This is a genomic window from Streptomyces coacervatus (assembly GCF_029223485.1).
Classification (GTDB): Bacteria; Actinomycetota; Actinomycetes; order Streptomycetales; family Streptomycetaceae; genus Streptomyces; species Streptomyces coacervatus.
Genome location: NZ_JARHTP010000001.1, coordinates 479,232 through 496,781, shown reverse-complemented (window position 1 = coordinate 496,781; position 17,550 = coordinate 479,232). Strand labels below are relative to the sequence as shown.

Sequence of the window (17,550 nt, the reverse complement as noted above, 5' to 3'; positions counted from 1 at the left end):
CCTCCCACGGGTTACGTGCACCCATCCATGGTACGAAACCGTTTCGTACATGATGGTGCTCTGTGCATCCGTGCGGGACATCCGCGCAAGGAGCCATCATGCGCAAGACCACCGTAGGCGCGGCCGCCATCGCATCCGCGCTCGTCGCCTCGCTCACCCTCGCCTCGGGGGGACCGGCCACCGCGACAGCCGCCGACTCCACCGCGACGCACAAACCCACCTCCGGACCTGGTCTGGCACAGACCGACCTTCCGGTTCTCGTCGACCCCGCCGCAGACCTCGCCGCCACCACCGACCGGCAGAACCAGTCCTGGTACGTGACCGCACAGGTGACCGCCGGGGGCCACCGGTACGGATTCCTGGCCCACTACGTGAACATCGGCGACGTCAAGAACGGGTTCGGCTCGTCGGCCGTGTCGATCATCGACCAGGACACCGGCTGGTACACCAAGTCGGAGATCCGCCTCCCCGCCGGGTCGGGTCTGTCCGACAAGCAGGGCGTGGACATCCACACGGACAACATCACCTGGACCGGCGACACCAGCGAGCAGAAGCTGCGCGCGAAGGTGCCCGAGGGGACCATCGACGTCACGCTCCGCCCGCGCGGAAACGTCCTCTACAACATGGGGACCGGGTACTTCCCGATGTTCGGCGACGCCAAGTACCCGAACTACGAGTACGCCCTCCCCACCATCGACACCTCCGGGACGCTGACGATCAACGGCCGCACCGACAAGCTCCGGGGGCAGTCCTGGCTGGACCGCCAGTGGGGCCCCCTGCCCCTCACCAACACCGCCGACCGCGCGTGGACCTGGATGAACCTCAGCCTGTCCAACGGCGACCGGATCAGCGTCTGGAACACGAAGCTGGAGAAGAAGAACAACTTCGCGACGATCCTCAAGCCCGACGGCACTCAGACCGTCGCCGAGGCGACCCTCACGCCCGACGAATCCACCCTCTGGACCAGCCCGACCACCGGAAAGACCTACCCGACGCGCTGGAAGGTCAGCATCCCCGGCGAGGACGCCAAGCTGAACGTCGTCTCCCACACCGCGAACCAGGAACTGCCGGATACCGGACCCCGCTACGAAGGCAGCGCCGCCGTCACCGGAAGCTACGACCACCGCCCGGTCACCGGCACCACCTACGTCGAGGTCACCGGCGGCTGAACGGCTGCTCGGCGGCCGGCCCTCCTGCCTGCCGCACGCCCCCCGGCGGATTCGGCCGGGCCACGGCAGGAGGGCCGGCCGCGTCGCGAGCACTCAGCGGGCGGCGCGGCCGGATGCCCTCACCTGTGCAACCCCCTTCGCGCGACTCCCTCCCGGTGAGTCCGCCCCACGCCCTGACAACCCCCGCCCCCATCGAGGGAGAGTGGACATGTCCACCGAACGTCCCGTCCCGGTCGGGACTTCATCCGCCGAGTCCGAATCCGCGCCCACCCGGCGTACCTTCATCGCGACCACCACCGCCGTCGGAGGAGCCGTGGTGATCGGCGGCCTGGCCACCGGGTCGCCCGCCCTCGCCACCGAGGAAGCGGTAGCCACCGAGGCACCGCCCAGCAGCCTGGTGTCCCTGACGGTCAACGGCGTCCGGCGCACCGTCACGGTCGACAACCGCACCTCGCTGCTGGACCTGCTGCGCGAACACCTCGACCTGACCGGTTCGAAGAAGGGCTGCAACGCGGGTGCCTGTGGCGCCTGCACGGTCCTGGTCGACGGAAGACGGGTCGCCTCCTGTCTGACGCTGGCGGTGCGGCTGGAGGGCGCCGAGGTCACCACGATCGAGGGCCTGGAAAAGGGCGGCCGCCTCCACCCGCTGCAGCAGGCGTTCATCGACCAGGACGCCTTCCAGTGCGGCTTCTGCACGTCGGGGCAGATCGTGTCCGGGGTCGGCTGCATCCAGGAGGGCCACACCGGATCGCAGGACGAGATCCAGGAGTGGATGAGCGGCAACCTCTGCCGCTGCGGCTGCTACGTCAAGATCGTCCGCGCGGTCCAGCAGGCCGCCGACCGGATGTGAGGTCCGATCCCCATGCATCCCTTCACCTACACCAAGGCCGCGGACACGCGGGAGGCCCTCGTCGCCGGTGGGCGCGGTGGGCGTTACATCGCCGGCGGCACCACGCTCGTCGACCTGATGCGGGAGACCGTCGAACGCCCCGGAGCCCTGGTCGACATCAGCGGCCTGCCCCTGCGCGAGGTCACCGTCACCGGGCGCGGCGGTCTGCGCATCGGCGCCCTGGTCCGCATGGCCGAGGCCGCCGCGCACCCCGAGGTGCGGTCCGGCTACCCGCTCGTCTCGCAGGCGCTGGAGCTGAGCGCCTCGGCCCAGCTGCGGAACATGGCCACCATCGGCGGCAACATCATGCAGCGCACCCGGTGCACGTACTTCCGTGACGTGACCGCCGTCTGCAACAAACGCGAGCCCGGCTCCGGGTGCGCCGCGCTGCACGGCTTCAACCGCGGCCATGCGATCCTCGGCACCTCCGACAGTTGCGTGGCCACGCACCCTTCCGATCTCGCGGTCGCTCTCACCGCCCTGGACGCCGACGTCCACCTGCTGGGCCGGGAGGGCGAACGCACCGTGCCCTTCGCCGAGTTCCTGCTCCGGCCGGGCAGCACCCCGAACCGCGAACAGGCCGTCCGACCGGGCGAGTTGATCATCGCCGTGGAGATCCCGGCCCACCCGCGACCACTGAAATCGGGCTATCTGAAGGTGCGCGACCGGCAGTCCTACGAGTTCGCGCTCACTTCCGCGGCGGTCGCGCTGCACATCCGCGGCGGCGTCGTTCGCGAGGCGAAGGTCGCCGCCGGCGGTGTGGGCACCGTGCCGTGGAGGCTGCCCGCCGTCGAGCGCCGCCTCATCGGCGGCCGTCCCTCCGACGGGCTGTGGGCCGAGGCGGCCGAGTACGCGGCCGACGGGGCCCGTCCCCTCGCGTACAACGGCTTCAAGGCCGAACTGCTCAAACGTACCGTCGAACGCCAGCTGCGCATCGTAGGAGGCACCGCATGAGCCAGCCACAGGCAGCGGTCGGCGCGGAGGTTCGCCGGGTCGACGCACGGCTGAGGGTGACCGGCAGAGCGAAGTACGCCGCCGACAACAGCCCCGACGGGTTCGTGCACGCGGTCGTCGTCGACAGCGGCGTCGGCAAGGGCCGTATCACCGGCATCGACACCCGCGCCGCCGTGGCCCAGGCCGGCGTCCTGAAGGTGATCAGCCACCTCAACGCGCCCAAGCTGCCGCCCCTCGCGGGGGGATACCCGCCGGGTGCGCCGCTGCGCGCCTTCCAGGACGACCGGGTCCGGTTCTTCGGCCAGCCCGTCGCGGTCGTGGTGGCGACCACGCTGGAGACGGCACAGCACGCCGCGAGCCTGGTCGGCGTCTCCTACGACGCCGAGCCTCCCTCGACCGACATGACCATCGCCGACCCCGCCGGCGACGGCCAGACCTATGCCCGAGGTGATGCCGAGGGGGCCCTGGGCTCTTCCGCCGTCCGGCTGGAGATGACGTACCAGACGGCCCGCAATCACCACAACCCGATCGAACCGGCCGGCATCGTCGCCCGCTGGGACGGCGACCGGCTGACCGTCTGGGAGAAGACCCAGTGGGTGCAGGGCGCCGTGTCGACCCTGGCCGGCGAGTTCGGCATCCCGCCGGACCACATCCGCGTCTTCTCGCCGTTCGTCGGCGGCTCCTTCGGCAGCCTCGGCCGCACCTGGGTGCACTCCGTCATCGCGGCCATGGCCGCCCGGGAGGTCGGACGCCCCGTGAAACTCGTCCTCACCCGCAGGCAGTTGTACTTCGGCGTGGGATACCGGCCCGCGTACGAGTACGGACTGCGGCTGGGCAGCGACCGGCGGGGCCGCCTGACCGCGTCGGCGCACGAGGTCCGAGCCGAGACCTCCCGCTACGAGACGTACACCGAAGAGGTCCTCAACCCCGGCCGGATGCTGTACAGCACCCCCAACGTCCACCAGACATATTCTCTGGTTCCGCTGGACGTGAGCACGCCGTGGTTCATGCGCGGCCCCGGCTACTCCAGCGGCGCCTATCCCGTCGAGTCGGCGATCGACGAACTCGCCCACGAACTGGGCATGGACCCCATCGAGCTGCGGCTGCGCAACGAACCGGCCGACGACGAGTCCAGCGGGCTGCCGTTCTCCACCCGCCGCCTGCGTGAGTGCTACCGAGCGGGCGCCCGCGCGTTCGGCTGGGACCGGCGCAGCCCCGAGCCCCGCTCGACGCGTGACGGCGACTGGCTCATCGGCATGGGGATGGCCGCCGGTGTCTACGACACCCTGCGCAGCCCGGCCCAGGCCTCGGTCAGGCTCGCCGCCGACGGCACCGCCCTGGTGCAGTCCGCGACCAGCGACATGGGCCCCGGCACGGCCACCTCCATGACCCAGGTCGCCGCCGACGCCCTCGGCCTGACCATGCGCCAGGTGACCTTCAGGCTCGGCGATTCCAGCATGCCCACGGCCCCCATCCACGCCGGCTCACTGACCATGGCCAGTGTCGGATCCGCCGTCCAGGACGGCTGCGACAAACTGCGCAAGCAGGCGATCACGCTCGCGGTCAACGACGAGGAATCACCGCTGTACGGCGCCGCGGCCGCCGACATCGTCGTACGAGGCGGCCGGCTGTATGTGAAGGACGAGCCCGCACGCGGGGAGACGTACCAGCGGCTCCTGGCTCGCAACGGCCGGACCCACTTGGAAGTGCTCGGGTCGTACGCCGGGCCCTCGGGACCTGAGCGGTTCTCGCTGTACGCGTACGCAGCGACGTTCGCCGAGGTGGCCGTCGACGCCCGGCTCGGGCTGGTACGGGTCCGGCGCATGGTCGGCGTGTACGACGCCGCACGGATCATCAGCCCGACACTGGCCGACAGCCAGGCCATCGGCGCCATGACCGGCGGCATCGGTCAGGCCCTGCTGGAACACACCATTACCGACCACCGCGACGGCCGGATCGTCAACGCCAACTTCGCCGACTACCTCGTGCCGACCCACGCCGACATACCCGAGATGAAGGCGATCTTCATCCAGGGCGAGGACTACGAAGCCGACCCCATCGGTGTCAAGGGACTCGGCGAGATCGTCATCGTCGGGGTGGCGCCCGCCATCGCCAACGCGGTCTTCAACGCCACCGGCCGCCGGGTCCGCGAGCTGCCGATCAAGCCCGAGGTCCTGCTCTGAACCCCCGGGTGGCCGCCACGCCACCGGTCACCCGGGCCCCAGGGCCGTCGCCGTACCGTCGGCCCGCCACGACCACCCACCGAACAGAGAGCCCGCCATGCTCAACATCGCGGAGACACTGCACCGCTGGTGTCGCGAGGCCCGCCCCTTCGCCCTCGCCACCGTCGTCGACGTCAGTGGCAGCTCCCCCCTGCCCCTCGGCACCGCCCTCGCCGTCGGCATGGACGGCGCCGCGGTCGGCGGCGTCTCCGGTGGCTGTGTCGAGGCGGCGGTCTACGAACTGTGCCAACAGGTCCTTGCGGACGGCGGGCCACCCACCCGCGCGAGATTCGGCTACTCCGACGACGACGCCTTCGCCGTCGGCCTGACCTGCGGCGGAGAGATCGACGTACTGGTACAGCGAGTGGTGCCCGCCGTCGAGCCCCACCTCGCCTCCGCCCTCGGTGCCGTGGCAGCGGGGCGCCCCCTGGCCGTGGCCCACGTCGTCGACGGCCCTGATGAGCTCGTCGGCCGTATCCTCCATATCCCTGCCGAGGGCGCCCACGAGGGCGCTCTCGGCGAGGAGAACGAGGACCGGGCGGTCGTGGCGCATGCCCGTGCCCTCCTCCGGGCGGGCCGCACCGCCCGGATCGAACTGGGCCGCGCCGAGGGTGAGGCAGAGAACTCGGGGGACGGTACCTGCCCGCGGCAGCTCACCGTCCTGGTCCACGTCCACGCGCCCCGACCCCGCATGCTGATCTTCGGCGCCATCGACTACGCCTCCGCTCTCAGCCACGCAGGCAGTTTCCTCGGCTACCGGGTCACCGTCTGCGACGCCCGCCCGGTCTTCGCCACCGCCGCCCGCTTCCCGCACGCCGACGAGGTCGTCACCGACTGGCCCCATCGTTACCTCGCGGCCACCGAAGTCGACCCCCGCACCGCCATCTGCGTCCTCACCCACGACGCCAAGTTCGACATCCCGCTGCTGCGCCTGGCGCTGACGCTCCCCGTCGGCTACATCGGCGCCATGGGCTCCCGACGTACCCACGAGCGCCGTATCGACCTGCTGCGGGAGGCCGGCGTCCCCGAGGACCAACTGGGCCGGCTGAACTCCCCGATCGGCTTGGACCTCGGCGCCCGCACCCCCCAGGAAACGGCGGTGTCCATTACGGCGGAGATCATCGCCCAGGCCAACCACCACACCGGTCTGCCCCTGTCGCAAGGCACCGGCCCCATCCACCGCACGGCCCACGCCGACGGCCGCCGGATCGACTCGGAGGCCGTCGGAGACAACCGGTGCCTGTCGATGCCGACGGTGAACCGCTGAGAGGCCTGGCCGTTCCGCCGCCCGGAGGACACCGTCCTCACCCTGTTGGCCTTCGACGTCAGCAGCGGCTGGACCTCGATGGCCACGGGATGCCGGTTCGACAGATCCTTCGAAGCCGTCATGACTGCGTCGACCCTCCAGACCGTATGCCCGAACCTGCCACCCGAACGCTGCAGCAGACGCCTCCTGGATGGTGCACACCGGAGCTACCGATATGGGTGACCTGTTCGTCCAATGAACATGTCCATTGAGCGTGACGGGAGTCACTTCCTACCTTGTCGCTGCTCGCCGGTCGGTCACCGTGTCGAGCGTTCTGAATCAGGTTTGGTTGACGAGCCACGCGGAGGAGCTCCGCGAAGGCCTATGGGGCGGTTCGGCAGCAGTGCTGCCGGGATGACCGCGACAGCAGCACCCACATCCGGGGCCGGCAGCGGACGTCGGTTCCGACAGCAGCGCTTCGTGCGCAAGGAGTCGTCCATGGTTCAGACCGGTTCACCCAGCCCTTTTCGTCCCCGGCGGTGTCGAGGAGACCGAACCGCACGGCAGGGGCGGTAGTCATGGCCGATGAATCCGCGACCCCGCCGGTCCCCCGGCTCGAGGTCCGCAATCTCACCAAGACGTTCGCCGGCGTCGCGGTCCTCGAGAACGCGAGCCTGACGATCGCCCCGGGAGAGGTGCACGCCCTCGTCGGGCAGAACGGCTCCGGCAAGTCGACACTCATCAAACTGATCTCCGGCGTCTACTCGGCGGATCCGGGCGGCGAGATCCTCCTCGACGGCGAGCACATCGGTCCGCCGATCAAGGCGAAGGCGCTGCACGGACAGGGTCTCTCGTTCGTGCACCAGGATCTCGGTCTCGTGCCCGACCTCTCGGTGCGCGACAACGTGCGGGTCGGCCGGCACGCGGTCAACCCGATCACCCGCCGGATCCGTACCTCCGAGGACGCCGTCGCCGTCGGCGAGACGCTGAAGTACCTCCACACCGACATCGCCCCGTCGGCCAAGGTCTCGACCCTGCTGCCCAGCGAGCGGGTCGCGGTCGCGGTCGCACGAGCCCTCCAGGACCGGACGCCCGGCACGGGCGTCGTGGTCTTCGATGAGTCCTCGCGCGCCATCCCCCATGAGGCGCTGCCGGCGTTCTACGACATGATCCGCCTGCTCACGAGCCAGGGCACGGCCGTGCTGTTCGTCAGCCACAACCTCAAGGAGGTGCTCGAGATCGCCGACCGGGCGACTGTCCTGCGCAACGGCCGGGTCGTGGAGACGGGCATTCCGACGGCAGGGCTGGACGAGGCCGAGCTGACCGGCCTCGTCCTCGGACGGGCCGCAGAGCTCGGCGACATCATGGAGACCCTGCCGCCCGCGCCCCGGCCCGAGACGGTCGAGTTCGTCGATGTCTCCGGCGGACGGGTCGAGGGCGTGAGCGCCGCCATCCGTCGCGGCGAGGTCGTCGGCTTCACGGGGACGGTCGACTCCGGCCTGTCGGACCTCGGGCCGCTGCTCGGCGGCGACCGGCGAGGCACCGGCAAGGTCAAGCTCGGCGGACGCGTCGTCGATCTGGCCCGGGCCAGGGTCGTCGACCTCCTCGACGCCGGAATCGCCTTCATCCCCGCCGATCGGCACGACAAGGGCGTCGCCCTCGAACTGACGGTCGAGGAGAACGCGACCCTCCCCCACCTGCGCAGCCGGGGAAAGCCCTGGTGGACCGGGTTCAAGTGGCAGCGCGCCGAGACCGAGGGCATCATCGAGCGGTTCGACATCCGGCCGCCGAACCCCACGATGCCCGTCGCCGCGATGTCCGGCGGCAACCAGCAGAAGGTGCTGCTCGGCAAGTGGCTCCTCGGGACGCCCGACCTGCTCGTGCTCGACGACCCCACCCAGGCGGTCGACGTCGGCGCGCGTCACGCGATCCTCACGGCGAGCCGGCAGGCCGCCGCCGACGGATCCGCGGTCATGGTCTGCTCCGCCGAGGTCGAGGACCTCGCGGCGATCTGCGACCGGGTTCTCATCCTCCAGGACGGCCGGATCGTCCGCGAGATGACGCGACCGTTCGACGCGGACACCGTTCTCTCCGCGATCTTCACCGTCGATGACGCGGCGCACGCTCTCCTCTCCGCACCGACTCCCGCAAGTGAGGCCTGATGGCAACCACACGGTCACAACCCACGATCGCCGCGGGCGCCACACCTCAGAAGACGGGCGTTCCACTCACCCGGGCGGCCACCTACCTGCTCCAGCGCTACAGCCTCGTGCTGCTCTGGATCATCATGGTGGTGCTCTTCCTGGTGCTGCTCCCGAACAGCGTCGACCTCGGAAACGCCTCGCGCGCGGTCCTGGGCCAGCAGACACCGGTGGTCTTCCTGGGCCTCGCGGTCATCACCACGATCGCCGTCGGCGAGTTCGACCTGTCGTTCGCCTTCATCTACGGCCTGGCGGGAACCGCGTTCCCGGCCCTCGTCGTCCTGCACGGCTGGCCAGTCTGGCCGGCGATCCTCGTGGCCCTCGCCGCGGCGGTGCTGGTCGGCCTCATCAACGCGGTACTCGTGGTCGTCGTCGGGATCAGCTCGATCGTCGTCACCCTCGGCACGGGGAGCGTCGCCCTGGGGATCGCGCTGTTGATGTCGAACCAGTCGAACGTGAGCGGCCTCGACCCAGGGCTCGCGCAGGTCGCGCTCGGCAGCTTCCTGGGCCTCCCGGCGGTGTTCTGGTACGGCGTCGTGCTCGTCGTCATCACCGCGTACGTCATGACCGCGACCCCGCTCGGCCGATCGATGCTGTTCGTCGGTTCGAACCCGAACGTCGCGAGGCTCGCCGGCATCCCCGTCCGCCGCATCCGCTTCGGGGGCTACCTGGTGGCCGCCCTGCTCAGCGGCGTCATCGGCATCATCCTCGCGTGCGGTGTCGGCGGGTTCAGCACCTCGACGGCCCAGGTGCAGATGATGCCGGCTCTCGCCGCGGTGTTCCTCGGCACGATCGCGGTGGTCCCCGGACGCTTCAACGCGATCGGCATGTTCATCGCCGCCTACTTCCTGCTGACGGGCATGTTCGGGCTGCAACTGCTCGGGCTGTCCGGATGGGTGACGAACGTCTTCTACGGCGCGGCGCTGATCATCGCCATCACCGTGTCGCTTCTTCTCCGCCGCCGCGCACGCGCCTGAACCGGCTCCTGCACGGCACCTCCCTGTTGACCGCCGCCCGCGGCGCAGGAGTCCTCGGCCGGTCGGCGTGCTCCTTGCCGGCTTCGAGATCGTCCTGATCGCTGTCGCGTCCCTGCTCGACGACACGGTGCGGTTCGGGACGCGCGATACGCGTCCGCCCGAACGGTGGCGAGACCTCCGAACGCCGACATGCCGTTGGCCGGCATATCCCCGTCGCCCTGTTGCGACACACCCGGGCCGGCACGGTGATGTTCCTTGCCCGCGGACGGGAAGCGCTCTGCTCTCGGGAGAGGGCCAAGTGATTACACACTCAAAGAAGAGAGGCAATCTCATGCTGAACAGGCGCAATCGGTCGCGCGAACTTCTAGCGGCCTGCACGGTGTTGGCACTCACCCTCGTCGGCTGCGGCAGCACCAAGACGGACTCGGGCTCGTCGGGAGACGCGAAGGGATCCGTTCCGGCCGCCGTCGCGGCGGCGGTCAAGTCGGCTGGACAGCCGATCGACACGTTCGCCGCGCCGGGTCCGGCCATCGACACGTCGAAGATCACCGGCGGCAAGGTCTACGTCATCGTGCCGGCGCTCGAGGTGCAGGACTTCTCGGTCGTCGCGAACGAGATCAAGACCGTGTTCTCGCGCTTCGGCGTCGACGTGGAGGCGTGCGGCACGACCGGCGGCTCGCCGGACGGCGTCGCCAACTGCCTCCAGCAGGCGATCAACGCGAAGGCCATCGGCATCGTCACCGTCGGCATCACCCAGAACACCGCCCCGAGCGCGATCGCCGCGGTCGCGAAGGCGGGTATCCCGCTGGTGAACGGCGTGACGACGTCCTCCGGCCCCGGCGACCCGAAGCTCGTCAGCTACGTGACCCCCAACTTCGTGAAGCTTCACTCCTGGCTGACCGATCAGTTCATCGTCGACTCCAAGGGCTCGGCCCATGTGCTCGCGATGCGCACGACCTCGAACGACATCACGCCGGCCTGGGCCAACGACGGTGTCGTCAAGGTGCTGAAGGACGACTGCGGCGGCTGCTCGTCGAAGGTGATCGACGTGAACACCGTCAACCAGGACAAGATCCCCACCGAGGTGTCGACGTCACTGGTGGCGGACTCCAGCATGAAGTACATCGTGGCCGGTACGAACAACTACGTCCCCGATGTCGTCTCAGGAGCGCAGGCCGCAGGCCGTAGCGCCACGAACACCCAGGTCGGCACCGTGGGCGGCTCCCTGGCCGTGATGCAGCAGCTCGGCAAGTCCCAGTGGACCGGCGCGGTCGCCGCGTTCAGCCTTCCGGCACTCTCCTGGTACCTGTCCGACTCGCTGCTGCGGCTCATGGTCGGTCAGCCGCGTGCGGGCGCGCTGGACTTCCCGTTCCAGCGTCTGTTCACGTCCGCCAACGTCACCGGCCTCGACCTCACCCAGAAGGGATGGTCGAACGGCTCGTGGTACGGCAAGGCCGACTACGTAGACGGGTTCCTCAAGCTCTGGGGCAAGAAGTAGATGACAGACGACGCAAGCATCGAGCGCAACAAACAGGTTGTCGAGGCTTTCGTCAACGACGTGGCGATCGCCAAGCGACTCGACCGTCTCGACGACCTCGTCGCGGTCGACTACGTCCAGCACAATCCACACGCCGGGCAGGGGCGAGAGGGCGTCCGTGAGTACTTCGCCGGATTCCATCGCGCACGCGAGAAGGATCTCGATCCTTCCGGGACCATCGAGGTCCACCTGATCGGCGAGGGGGATCTCGTGGTGCGTCACGAGATCCGCGTCAACGGGCTCCACATCGACATCTGGCGGGTCAGGGACGGCATGCTCCAGGAGCACTGGGACGCGTGGCGTTCGGCACCGGGTTACGACCCGCCGGCGGGCTCGTGATGGCCGGGGCCGGCCCCGGTGGGGCGGCGGTGTCGGAACCCGAGCGGCTGGCACGCAACAAGCGGCTCGTCGAGGACTTCCTGGCGGTCGCCCACGGCGATCTCGCGGGGCTGGACCGGCTCGGCGAGTTCGCGGCGGTGGACTACATGCAGCACAACCCGAACATCGGGCAGGGACTCGAGGGACTGCGCACGTTCTTCACCCACATCCTCTCGCTCCCGCCCTCCGAGCGCCTTGACCCCGCCAAGGAGCTGAAGGTGCACCTCATCGCGGAGGGCGACTTCGTCGTCCGGCACGAGATCCGCGAAGACGGGTTGCTCATCAACGTGTTCCGTATCGAGGACGGCCTTGTCAAGGAGCACTGGGACGCGTTCCGCCCGCCGCCCGGCGGCGCGATCATCCACGGTCTCGAATAGGGACTCCTGGCGCCCCGCGCACGGGCTTCTTCCGGGATTCCGATCCAACGAAGGGATTGAGCATGGCTGACGAGATCCACGATCTCGCGCGCAACAAGCAGATCGTCGCCGAGTTCTTCGAGATCGCCCACGGCACCGTGGCGGGACTGGAGCACCTCGACCGGTACGTGGCCGAGGACTACATCCAGCACAACCCGAACATCGAGCAGGGCCGCGAGGGGCTCCGGAAGTTCTTCACCTACATCCTCTCGCTGCCCCCGGAGGAACGGCTCGACCCGGCGAAGGAGATCGAGGTGAACGTCATCGCCGACGGCGAGTTCATCGCCCGTCAGGCGATCCGCGAGGACGGGATGCTGGTCGACGTCTTCCGCATACACGACGGGCTGCTCGTCGAGCACTGGGATGCCTTCCGTCCGCCGCCCGGTGGCAAGGTCATCCACGGACTCGAGTGACCGCACCCGACTTGAGCACCGGCGCCATCCGGCCCCTGTTGGAACGGATGGCGCCGGCATCTCCGCCTCAGCAACGCGGATCGACCGTGAACGTTCTCAGGGCATGGGCAGCACGGGCTTCACCACTCGGCCGGACACATGGAGCCGGGGACGCTTCGACATCGCCCTTACCCCCGCGGGAGTAAGAGGCACTGGGACTAGGAGGAGACAGGCCATGGGCGATCGAGCGACGGAGATCCGCGAGCTTGCTCCCGATCTCTTCATGATCCGGACCGGCTTCCCGCAGATCTACCTCTGGCGCGACGGGTCAGAGGTCACGATGATCGACGCAGGGTTTCCCGGGGACGAGCCCGCGCTCGCCGCCGCCTTCTCTGAGCTGGGATTCCGTACCACGGCCCTCCGGCGGCTCGTGCTCACGCATCACCATGAGGACCACACGGGTGCGGCCGCGGACGTGGCGAGCTGGGGCGATGTCGAAGTGGTCGCGCATCGAGCGGACGCTCCGATCATCCGCGGCGAGCGTCGGCCCCCGCGTCGGACGCTCACCGACGAGGAGCGCGCGGTGTTCGAGCGGCTGTCCGCCGGCATCCCACCGGCCCCTCCGTGTCGCGTCGACTCCGAGGTGGAGGCGGGAGACGTCGTCGCGATCGGGGGCGGGGCGGCGGTGATCAGCGGAGCGGGGCACACGGAGGGCAGCATCGGCCTCCTGGTCAGGGAGTCCCGCGTCCTGTTCACCGGCGACCTCATCGTCACCCTGTCGGGAGGGCCCACACTGGGCCACTTCAACGACGACGCAGCCTCGGCCCGCCGCTCCGCCGCGGCGATGGCCGCCCACGACGTCCTGCTTCTGTGCCCCGGACACGGCGATCCGGTGGCGGACCCGCAGGTGCTGAGGGGGTTGGGAGCGGCGCTGGAGTCCTCCGCACCCGGCAACCTGTAGCGTCTCGCGCAGGCGCGGCCCCCGGAGACACGCTCTGCGCCGTGATCGTCAGGGGGCCGTCTCGCGTCCAGGGGAGCTGGTCCCGCGGACCGAGGCGGTCGAGCTCGACGAGCCGTGCGCCGATGAGACCCCGGCGCGCGTCATGGCGACCGGGATCCGCCACACCGACATCAACGCGCACGCCGGGCGCGGCCTCCCCATGCGGATGCCGATCGTGCTCCGGCACACGGCCGCCGACGTCGTGGAGCGGGTGGGCACCGGCGTGGCCGGGTTCGGGCCGGCGACCATGTCGCCCTGTCTGACGGCTCGTACGGTGGTCTGCCCCGGCTGCCGCACCGGGCGCCCCGCTTAATCCCCCGAGGCCACGCTCGTCGCGTTCGGCGGCCGACGCGTCGACGGTTCGTCGCCGCTGAGCCGACAGGGAGAGCGGACCGGCGGTATGTTCCTCGGGCAGGCATCGCTCGCCACCTCTGCGGTCGCTCCGGTTCGGAGCGCGGTGAAGGTCCCGGACGACGTGCCGCTGGAACAACCCGGGCCATTGGCCTGCGGGGTGATCACCTGCGCCGGATCGGTCATCGAGGCCCTGCGGCTGCGCCCCGGCGACTCCATCGTCGTCCTCGGCCCGGCCCGCCCTCCGGGCGGACGACGGGACTTTACGGACACGACCTAGCGATCCCGGCGACGTTCGTCCCGAAGCTGATCGAGTCCTGGAGACAGGGCCGGTTCCCCTTCGGCAGGCTCGTGCGGGCCTGTCCGCACGCCGACATCGCGACAGCCTGGGCCGGCTCCATGTGCCGTCGACGACACGGCCGCTTGCGGCCGATCGGGTCACCCTCGGGAAAATGTGGGTCACCAGCGTGCGAGCCCCCTCGTGGGACACCATGAGGTGCAGGTGGGCAGCGCGCAGCGGCGAACGGCCGACCGCGTCGAGCATCTTGCCGACAGGACCGTCGTCCGGGATCGGATACGGCGTCGGGGTGAGACCCCAGAAGCGGTAACCACCGTCGGCGGCGGAGAACAGACGCGCTCGGCGAGCACGCTTTCCGGCGTCGTACCGCACGTCGTGCAGCCCGTCCCCGACGAAGAAGGGACCGAACACGGTCGCCCCGGTGACGCCCTTGCAGGCCTGGTTGTTGACGTTGATCGTCCGCATGCTCACGCCGAGGACGTGGCCCGCAACCTCACGATGCCCACTTCTCGTTGTCGGCTGGGAGTGTCATAGACCGAGCTGAAGGTCCGTGATCGACACAGGCTGTGCGGTGCGCAGGGATTCGTTGGCGGCGATGCCGACGGCCACTGCCCGCACTCCGTCGAGGTAGCCGGCGGCGCGGCCGAGCGGATCGGTGTGCAGGCGCAGGTCGCGACGGAAAATGTCCTGGAGAAGGATGGCGTCGCCACCGCCGTGCCCGCCGATCCCGTCGGGGATGACAACATCCTCTGCCCGGTTCCAGTGCTTCTGCACGACGAGGCGGTCTTCGACGGGCCGAACCTGATCAACAGCTGAAGCACCCGGTATTGCGGAGGGATCCAGGTCAACGCCGCCGTCATCATCGAGCTGGATGTGTCCCCGCTCGACGACGGACAGTTCTGCACGCCCCTGTGTGCCGTTGACCGAGACCCGATAGCCCTCCCACGGGCTGTGGGCGTTCAGGGAGTACGTGAGTGTGGCCCCGCGGCGGTAGTCGACCAGGACGGACATATTGTCCTCGATGGTGATGCCGGGCGCGAACGGGTCCTGGTCGCGGCGGTATCCGTCGTGGTGCTCGGCTTGCAGGTACAGCGCTTCGAGCCGCGGATCATCTCGGAGGTCGAGCGCGAAGGGATCCGCTCCGGCGCCGGTGCCGCGATCGGGGCGGGGTCCCATTCCGCGGGCCGCGGCGTTCGCGTCACCGTAGAAGCGCAGCCCTCCGGAGGCGTAGACGAGTTCGGGTACGTCGTCGAGCCACCAGTTGACAAGGTCGAAATGGTGGCTCGCCTTGTGGACGAGCAGTCCTCCGGAGTTGCGCTTCTCGCGGTGCCACCGGCGGAAGTAGTCGGCCCCGTGCATCGTGTCCAGGACCCACTCGAAGTGGACGCTGGTGATCTCGCCGATGACGCCACTGGCGATTACCTGACGCAGCGTCGAATTGCGCGGCGCGTAGCGGTAGTTGAAGGTCATGATGAGGTCGTTGCCGGTATCGGCGACTGCCTGGACGATGCGTCGGCACCCTTCGGCGTCAGTGGTGAGCGGTTTCTCGACGACGACGTCCGCGCCCGCGCGCAGACTGCGGTCGACCACGTCTGCGTGCGTCCGGTCGACGCTGGTGACGATGACGGTCTCGACGCGCTGCTCTGCGATCATCCGCTCGAGCGTGTCGGGGGTATAGCGGGGTAGGCGGGCGGGAGCATCGCCACCACCGGCGCGCCCGGCTTCGTTGTCGTAGAAGTCGATGCGGGCCGGGTTGGGGTCGAGCCACGCGACGATCTCCCCGACATCGGCATGCTCACCTGTCAGGGCGGCGACGTACATGCCGGCACGATGCCCGGTCCCGGCGACCGCGTAGCGGCGCCGGGGCTGGTCCGCGGGAGGTTGGGCGAACTCCCCCACCACTTGGGGACTCGCCGTCGTGCTGGTGCTCGATGCCGGCAGGGGTGCGGTCGGGTTCTGGTCCACGAGGCGGTACTCAGTCATGACTTCCTTAGCTTTCAGCGCCTCTTTGCGCATGGCCGGGTAAGGATTGATAGTTGCGTGTTGAGAACAGAAGGCTGGATCGCGTGACCTGCGACTTCACCCTGGACCAAGGTGATCACCAGTGCACTCGCCCGGCTCGATGCCCTCCCGAACCCGGCGAACGAGGCCCGGGCGGGCCTGCCCCGGGCTACCAGGAGGCCAGTGAGCCGTCCGTGTTGCGCCAGACCGGGTTGCGCCAGCGGTGGCCGCGTTCGGCGGCGGCCCGCACCGCGTCCTCGTCGATGGTGATACCGAGGCCCGGGGCGGTGGGACGGTCGATGTAACCGTCGCGGAAGGTGAAGGGCGTGGTGTCGGCGAGGTAGTCCAGCAAGCCGCCGCTGTCGCCGTAGCCGATGCCCAGTGCCTGTTCCTGGATGAGGAAGTTGGGGATCGCGAAGTCGAGTTGCAGGCTGGCCGCGAGGGCGATCGGGCCGAGCGGGCAGTGGGGGGCCACCAGGACGTCGTATGCCTCCGCCATCGCGGCGATCCGGCGGGTCTCGGAGATGCCGCCGGCGTGGCTGATGTCGGGCTGGGCCACCGCGATGCCGTCGGCGAGCACGGAGCGGAAGTCCCAGCGGGAGTAGAGCCGTTCGCCGGTGGCGATGGGGATGGAGGTGGAGCGCACCACGGCGCCGAGGTCCTGGGAGAACTCCGGCAACACGGGCTCCTCCACGAACAGCGGCAACAGCGGCTCCAGGAACGGCAGTACCCGGCGGGACATCGCCCCACTGAAACGGCCGTGGAAGTCGAGTGCCAGGTCGCGCTCCGGGCCGATGGCCTCGCGGACCGTGGTCACCCCGTCCACGATGGCGTTGATCGCGGCGGGTGCGGCGAGGGGCTCCAGCTGGCCGCAGGGGTTGAACTTGACCGCCGTCATACCCTTGGCGACCTGCGAGGCCGCCGATTCGGCCAGTTCCTCCAGAGTCTCGCCGCCGACCCAGCCGTAGACGCGCACCCGGTCACGGACGTGGCCGCCGAGGAGCTGGTGGACCGGGACGCCGTGGGTCTTGCCCGCGATGTCCCACAGTGCCTGGTCGATGCCGGCCAGGGCGCTGTTCAGGACGACACCGCCGCGGTAGAAGCCGCTCTTGGCGAGCACCTGCCAGTGCTCTTCGATGCGGGCGGGGTCCTGGCCGACCAGGTAGTCGAACATCTCCTCGACGCAACGGGCGACGGTCTGGGCCTTGCCCTCGACGATGGGTTCGCCCCAGCCGGAAATGCCCTCGTCGGTGTCGACGCGCAGGAAGAGCCAGCGCGGTTCGACGAGGAAGAGCTCGAATCCAGTGATCTTCATGGGGTGGACCTCCGGTCCTGTGCTGTATACGGCCGAGCGGGTGAGCCGGTGCGGTGTGGCGGGCGCAAGGAGTTGCCCGATCCGGGGAGAGAGACGAGCTGTGAGGAAGGGGCCAATGTGCGGGACAGCCGCAGGCGGGGCCCGTCGGGACGCGGAGGGCGGGTCGTTCCTGGAGCGAAAGAGGTCCCTCCGGAACCGGCGAGG

Annotated in this window: 16 protein-coding genes and 1 pseudogene; 14 read left to right on the top strand and 3 right to left on the bottom strand. The window is 69.6% G+C overall.

Annotated features, from left to right (window positions below):
* Positions 1–98: 98 nt before the first annotated feature.
* The 14 genes from P2Q00_RS02185 (at position 99) to P2Q00_RS02120 (ending at position 14,012) form a co-directional block, all read left to right on the top strand.
* Positions 99–1,169, top strand: coding sequence for a lipocalin-like domain-containing protein (locus tag P2Q00_RS02185; protein WP_275768865.1), 1,071 nt, complete (start codon positions 99–101; stop codon positions 1,167–1,169).
* Between the two features lie 208 nt (positions 1,170–1,377).
* Positions 1,378–2,019, top strand: a complete 642-nt coding sequence (locus P2Q00_RS02180) for a (2Fe-2S)-binding protein (RefSeq protein ID WP_275768863.1) — start codon at positions 1,378–1,380, stop codon at positions 2,017–2,019.
* A gap of 12 nt (positions 2,020–2,031) precedes the next feature.
* Positions 2,032–3,012: an FAD binding domain-containing protein gene (locus P2Q00_RS02175; RefSeq protein WP_275768861.1), complete on the top strand. Its 981-nt coding sequence runs from the start codon at positions 2,032–2,034 to the stop codon at positions 3,010–3,012.
* Positions 3,009–5,195, top strand: a complete 2,187-nt coding sequence (locus P2Q00_RS02170; protein ID WP_275768860.1) for a xanthine dehydrogenase family protein molybdopterin-binding subunit — start codon at positions 3,009–3,011, stop codon at positions 5,193–5,195. Before P2Q00_RS02175 ends, P2Q00_RS02170 begins: the two co-directional genes overlap by 4 nt.
* 97 nt (positions 5,196–5,292) lie before the next feature.
* On the top strand, positions 5,293–6,501 hold the full coding sequence (locus P2Q00_RS02165; protein WP_275768859.1) for an XdhC family protein: 1,209 nt from the start codon (positions 5,293–5,295) through the stop codon (positions 6,499–6,501).
* Positions 6,502–7,058: 557 nt separating this feature from the next.
* Positions 7,059–8,642, top strand: coding sequence for a sugar ABC transporter ATP-binding protein (locus P2Q00_RS02160; protein WP_275768857.1), 1,584 nt, complete (start codon positions 7,059–7,061; stop codon positions 8,640–8,642).
* The gene (locus tag P2Q00_RS02155; protein WP_275768856.1) at positions 8,642–9,658 is read left to right on the top strand and encodes an ABC transporter permease; all 1,017 of its coding nucleotides are present in this window, start codon (positions 8,642–8,644) and stop codon (positions 9,656–9,658) included. Before P2Q00_RS02160 ends, P2Q00_RS02155 begins: the two co-directional genes overlap by 1 nt.
* 331 nt (positions 9,659–9,989) lie before the next feature.
* Complete coding sequence (locus P2Q00_RS02150; protein WP_275768855.1) at positions 9,990–11,156, top strand: sugar ABC transporter substrate-binding protein; 1,167 nt, start codon at positions 9,990–9,992, stop codon at positions 11,154–11,156.
* Entirely contained in the window at positions 11,157–11,534 is a 378-nt protein-coding gene (locus P2Q00_RS02145; protein WP_275768853.1) for a nuclear transport factor 2 family protein, read from the top strand.
* Complete coding sequence (locus P2Q00_RS02140) at positions 11,492–11,950, top strand: nuclear transport factor 2 family protein (RefSeq protein ID WP_275768852.1); 459 nt, start codon at positions 11,492–11,494, stop codon at positions 11,948–11,950. Before P2Q00_RS02145 ends, P2Q00_RS02140 begins: the two co-directional genes overlap by 43 nt.
* 62 nt (positions 11,951–12,012) lie before the next feature.
* Positions 12,013–12,402, top strand: coding sequence for a nuclear transport factor 2 family protein (locus P2Q00_RS02135; protein ID WP_275768851.1), 390 nt, complete (start codon positions 12,013–12,015; stop codon positions 12,400–12,402).
* A 214-nt stretch (positions 12,403–12,616) separates the two neighbouring features.
* Positions 12,617–13,342, top strand: coding sequence for an MBL fold metallo-hydrolase (locus P2Q00_RS02130; RefSeq protein WP_275768850.1), 726 nt, complete (start codon positions 12,617–12,619; stop codon positions 13,340–13,342).
* Positions 13,343–13,484: 142 nt separating this feature from the next.
* Entirely contained in the window at positions 13,485–13,694 is a 210-nt protein-coding gene (locus tag P2Q00_RS02125) for an alcohol dehydrogenase catalytic domain-containing protein (protein ID WP_275768848.1), read from the top strand.
* A gap of 87 nt (positions 13,695–13,781) precedes the next feature.
* Entirely contained in the window at positions 13,782–14,012 is a 231-nt protein-coding gene (locus P2Q00_RS02120; RefSeq protein WP_275768846.1) for a hypothetical protein, read from the top strand.
* Positions 14,013–14,240: 228 nt separating this feature from the next.
* Here the strand turns inward: P2Q00_RS02120 and P2Q00_RS02115 are convergent.
* The 3 genes and pseudogenes from P2Q00_RS02115 to dgoD all read right to left on the bottom strand — a co-directional run.
* Positions 14,241–14,495 (bottom strand): annotated as a pseudogene (locus P2Q00_RS02115) (hydroxyquinol 1,2-dioxygenase); the annotation flags it as partial.
* Positions 14,496–14,558: 63 nt separating this feature from the next.
* Positions 14,559–16,046, bottom strand: coding sequence for a Gfo/Idh/MocA family protein (locus P2Q00_RS02110; RefSeq protein ID WP_275768844.1), 1,488 nt, complete (start codon positions 16,044–16,046; stop codon positions 14,559–14,561).
* A gap of 154 nt (positions 16,047–16,200) precedes the next feature.
* The gene (gene dgoD / locus P2Q00_RS02105; protein WP_275768842.1) at positions 16,201–17,346 is read right to left on the bottom strand and encodes a galactonate dehydratase; all 1,146 of its coding nucleotides are present in this window, start codon (positions 17,344–17,346) and stop codon (positions 16,201–16,203) included.
* Positions 17,347–17,550: the final 204 nt, after the last annotated feature.

Excerpts from the sequence above, each read along its gene's own strand:
- P2Q00_RS02185 (WP_275768865.1), top strand. The coding sequence starts at position 99 with ATGCGCAAGACCACCGTAGGCGCGGCCGCCATCGCATCCGCGCTCGTC.
- P2Q00_RS02180 (WP_275768863.1), top strand. The coding sequence starts at position 1,378 with ATGTCCACCGAACGTCCCGTCCCGGTCGGGACTTCATCCGCCGAGTCC.
- P2Q00_RS02175 (WP_275768861.1), top strand. The coding sequence starts at position 2,032 with ATGCATCCCTTCACCTACACCAAGGCCGCGGACACGCGGGAGGCCCTC.
- P2Q00_RS02170 (WP_275768860.1), top strand. The coding sequence starts at position 3,009 with ATGAGCCAGCCACAGGCAGCGGTCGGCGCGGAGGTTCGCCGGGTCGAC.
- P2Q00_RS02165 (WP_275768859.1), top strand. The coding sequence starts at position 5,293 with ATGCTCAACATCGCGGAGACACTGCACCGCTGGTGTCGCGAGGCCCGC.
- P2Q00_RS02160 (WP_275768857.1), top strand. The coding sequence starts at position 7,059 with ATGGCCGATGAATCCGCGACCCCGCCGGTCCCCCGGCTCGAGGTCCGC.
- P2Q00_RS02155 (WP_275768856.1), top strand. The coding sequence starts at position 8,642 with ATGGCAACCACACGGTCACAACCCACGATCGCCGCGGGCGCCACACCT.
- P2Q00_RS02150 (WP_275768855.1), top strand. The coding sequence starts at position 9,990 with ATGCTGAACAGGCGCAATCGGTCGCGCGAACTTCTAGCGGCCTGCACG.
- P2Q00_RS02145 (WP_275768853.1), top strand. The coding sequence starts at position 11,157 with ATGACAGACGACGCAAGCATCGAGCGCAACAAACAGGTTGTCGAGGCT.
- P2Q00_RS02135 (WP_275768851.1), top strand. The coding sequence starts at position 12,013 with ATGGCTGACGAGATCCACGATCTCGCGCGCAACAAGCAGATCGTCGCC.
- P2Q00_RS02130 (WP_275768850.1), top strand. The coding sequence starts at position 12,617 with ATGGGCGATCGAGCGACGGAGATCCGCGAGCTTGCTCCCGATCTCTTC.
- P2Q00_RS02125 (WP_275768848.1), top strand. The coding sequence starts at position 13,485 with ATGGCGACCGGGATCCGCCACACCGACATCAACGCGCACGCCGGGCGC.
- P2Q00_RS02120 (WP_275768846.1), top strand. The coding sequence starts at position 13,782 with ATGTTCCTCGGGCAGGCATCGCTCGCCACCTCTGCGGTCGCTCCGGTT.
- P2Q00_RS02110 (WP_275768844.1), bottom strand. The coding sequence starts at position 16,046 with ATGCGCAAAGAGGCGCTGAAAGCTAAGGAAGTCATGACTGAGTACCGC.
- dgoD (WP_275768842.1), bottom strand. The coding sequence starts at position 17,346 with ATGAAGATCACTGGATTCGAGCTCTTCCTCGTCGAACCGCGCTGGCTC.